Genomic DNA, 2,295 nt, shown 5'->3' with positions numbered 1-2,295 from the left:
AAGGGGCGCGCCGCCGCCGTGGCCGCCGCCAGCTTCTGGCCGTTGCAGCAGAGCGCCTCGGGTACCAGGGTATCCAGCCGCTCCAGCTCGCTGGCTGCCTGGGCGCTCTTTAGCAGGGTCTCGACGGCGGGCCACTCCACCTCATGAGGGAAGACCAGATCCAGGTACTTCTCCACAAAGTGGCGGACGGAGAAATCCGGCGCGAGGCGGGCCTTGAGCAAGGCCCCGAACACCAGGCCGTAGTCGCGGGCAAAGAGGCGTGACAGGGCCGGGGCAATCTCCGGCCATTCGGCCCGTTCACTCAAGGCGCTAAGGTGGCGGGCCACCCCCAGCTCAAAGTCGTGGTAGCGGGTGAGGTAGAGGCGATCCCCCCAGAGCCGCAGGGGCCAGCGGGGGGTCTCTCCCTCCTCCTGTTCGCTCCCCACCAGGGGGCTGGCCGCAAAGAGGGCGGGCCAGCTCGCAGGATCCGCGAGATCCGCCAGCAGATCCCGGCTCTGATCCGGATCCAGCCCGAAGGGGCGCGAGGATCCCTGCCCGTCACCGCCCTGAGCAAGCATCGCCAGCGGCAGGCAGACATGGCCACGCCCCAGCTCATGGCAGGCGAGCGCGGCCCCCAGCACCAGCTCGGGGCTGCCGCCCAGGTCGGCCACCAGTCTGGCAAATTGCAGGTCAAGCTGGCGGATGCGCCCCGCCAGCGCCAAGGCTTTCAGCCGCTCTATCATGGTTTCGCCCTTCATCTCGCCCCTCATGCCTCTGCCTTGTTCGATTTTTCTAAACGATGATCGTCAGACGTCACACCTTTACTAAACAACTCGTCCAGCCCCAGCACCAGTTCCCGGCTGGGCCGGGCATGGAAAATGCCCCCTTGTGGCATGCCGCGCAGGAAGAGATAGAAGACCCCGCCAAAATGTCGGTCGAAATCGTAGCCCGGCAGCCGCAAGGCGAGCAGCCGGTGCAGGGCCAGCGAATAGAGCTGGTATTGCAGATCGTAGCGATGCTCGACCATGGCCCGCTCCAGGGCCGGGCGGCCGTAATCGGCGGGGCTCATGCCAAGGTGGTTCGATTTGTAGTCGAGCAGATACCAGCGCCCCTGCCACTCGAACACCAGGTCGATAAAGCCCTTGAGCATCCCCTGCACGGTGGCAAAACCGAGCGGCTTGCCGTCCCGCGACAGGGGGTCGTGCTGCTGGCAGAGTGCGGTCAGCGCCGGTGCCGTCACCCGCCCCATGGGCAGGAAGAACTCCAGCTCCACCTGTTTGCGTTCGGGGGCCAGATCCCGCAGCCGCACCGGATCCCCAAGGCCGGTCTCAAGGGGGGTATCCAGCACCGCCTCCACCTGCTGTTGCAGCACGGGGGCCCAGCCTTCGTCGAACCCCTCCTGGGTCAGCAGGGCGGCGATGTGCTGTGCCAGCGACTCGCCCTTCGCGTGCTCGAAGTCGATGGTCTCGAACAGGCTGTGGAGCAGGGTGCCGGGACGCGCCCCCTTGGGGAAGGTGAAGATGGAAGGGGCGGGCGCCTCCTCTTCCTGCACGGTGACGGCGGCCTCGGTGGCCACCTCGTCGTCGAAGCCGGGGTTGGCCAGCACCCCCTTGCCGTGGCCGTTGCCCTGGGCCGCGAGCCCGGAGTAGGAGCTGATCCACCAGTCCCGCTCAAGCTGCCCCTGGAACGCGCGCACGGTGGGCTCACCCGGTTTCTCCGCTTCGGCGGGCAGCGGGGCCGGGCGGGTGAGCGAGGGCTCACCGACAGCCACTCCCGGCAGGGCCTGGGCCAGGTCGGTGAGGGCGGTCGCCAGTGTCCCGGCGTCCCCCTCCTCCCCCTTTTGCAGCAGGTAGCCGATGGCGGTGCGGTGCAGGTCGGTCTTCTCCGACTTGCCCGCCCCGGAGCGCACCGGCGCCAGCCCGAGCCAGGTGGCATAGACCCCCCGGGTCAGGGCCACGTAGAGCAGGCGCAAGTCTTCGGCGAGGCGCTCCTTGTCGGCCTCGGCCAGGGACTCCTCGGCGCCGGTGAGATCGAGCACGGTGCGATTGCCCGCCTCCCCCGTTTCGTGGAACAGGGGGGTGTCGGCGGCGCGGTGGCTGCAAATGAACGGCAGGAAGACCAGCGGGTACTCCAGCCCCTTGGATTTGTGGATGGTGACGATCTGCACCAGCTTGCGCTCGGACTCCAGGCGAAGTATCTGCTCCCCGTCCTGGCCGTTGGGCTGGCTCACCGCCTCCCCGAGCCAGCGCAGCAGGGCGTACTCCCCGTCCAGCTCGCCGCTCGCCTGTTGCAGCAGCTCGCCGAGATGGAGGAAGT

The 2,295-nt window shown here is 68.1% G+C and carries 1 protein-coding gene and 1 pseudogene; both read right to left on the bottom strand.

The window, feature by feature from the left end; genetic code table 11:
* Positions 1-737, bottom strand: a pseudogene (locus AACR77_RS12590) (exodeoxyribonuclease V subunit alpha); the annotation flags it as partial.
* A gap of 8 nt (positions 738-745) precedes the next feature.
* A partial coding sequence (locus AACR77_RS12585) for a 3'-5' exonuclease (RefSeq protein ID WP_042881968.1) occupies positions 746-2,295 on the bottom strand: 1,550 nt, incomplete at its 5' end.

Source organism: Aeromonas sp. ZOR0002, from assembly GCF_963866995.1.
Classification (GTDB): Bacteria; Pseudomonadota; Gammaproteobacteria; order Enterobacterales; family Aeromonadaceae; genus Aeromonas; species Aeromonas caviae.
Note: the sequence above shows the minus strand (reverse complement) of the source record. Positions and strands in the feature narration are given on the sequence as shown.